Source organism: Peribacillus sp. P4_D6 (genome assembly GCF_056401795.1).
Map to the genome: position 1 here is coordinate 1 of NZ_JBFUIQ010000334.1, position 1264 is coordinate 1264.

The 1264-nt window shown below is 43.0% G+C and carries 1 protein-coding gene; it reads right to left on the reverse strand.

Annotated features, from left to right (window positions below; translation table 11 throughout):
- Window positions 1–1264 (reverse strand): sodium:solute symporter family protein (locus AC1DVB_RS27335; RefSeq protein ID WP_477591965.1); only part of this gene is annotated, 1264 nt, incomplete at both ends.

The following is a 1264-nucleotide window of genomic DNA, read 5'->3' on the forward strand; positions in this document are numbered from 1 at the left end:
CATATAAAACAATCAGGACACCTGCCAATATTCCAGCCATCGCACCATACTTATTGATTATATTGGTTTTTGGCAAACTGAAAAACAAGGACGGGGCCAGTTGCGTTATTAAACTGTATGACATGATATTCAGGATGGCCAAAGCCTCGCCGCCTGTAACCGTTACAATTAAAGCAATGATTGAGATACCAATAATGATTATCCTTGAGACAATCAATTGATGTGTTTCAGTCGCAGCAGGGACCAGGACTTTGAAAAAGCTATTTGTCAGACCTACCGATGCAGCCATTAGCATGACTGAAGCCGGTACTAGGGCCGTCAATAAACCTGCAGCTCCGATAACCCCTATCACCCAAGGATCGAATGTTTGTATCGCCAGCCTTAAAAGTGAGAGATCACCATCAGCTCCTTGCAAACCCGGGATTTGCATGATGGCTGTAAATCCAATGAAAAAAACGAAAAGCAGCAACAATGTGTATAAAGGTAACGCAATCGCATTTTTGCGAAGGGTCCTTTCCCCATTGGACGATAAAACGACCATGAAAGTTTGTGGCAGCAAATAAAATCCTAGTGCATTCAGCAAAACGGTGGACACAAACCAGGACTGACTCAATCCCTGATCTGCCAAAACCAACATTTCCGGTTTGGCAGCTTGCACGGTCTCGAACATTGGCTGTATGCCTCCGAAGTAATGAACTGGAATGTAAATCCCTAAAAAGATGACGACCACCAAAATCATGAAATCTTTCAGTATGGCAGTCCATGCCGAACCATGAATGCCTGAAATCATTACATAGGTAGTTACAACCACAGCACCGATCACACTTGCCGCAATTGGTGAAATTGCTCCGTATGATGCTTCTGAAACAATGATACCCAATCCTTTAAGCTGTATGACTATGTACGGGACGAGGGCTAAGCTTCCCAATACAGCAACGATCATCCCCATTGACCTGCTTTTATATTTAGATGCAAAATACTCTGGCTGAGAGATAATGGAATGTCGTTTTGAATATCTCCATATTTTAGGGACGAGCCAATATGATAGGACATAAGCTAAGAAAATATAGGCGGGAACATAATAAGCAGCGGCACCTTTTGAGTATGCCCACCCACTTCCGCCCAGGAATGTAAAAGTTGTATAAATTTCACCTGCTATCAAGAGAAAAATGAAGAATGTACCGAAGCCCCTGCCCCCTACGGCAAATTGCTCCATATCCATATCCTTCCCTTTTCTTGCTTTAATCCCTAAATAAAGTGCTAG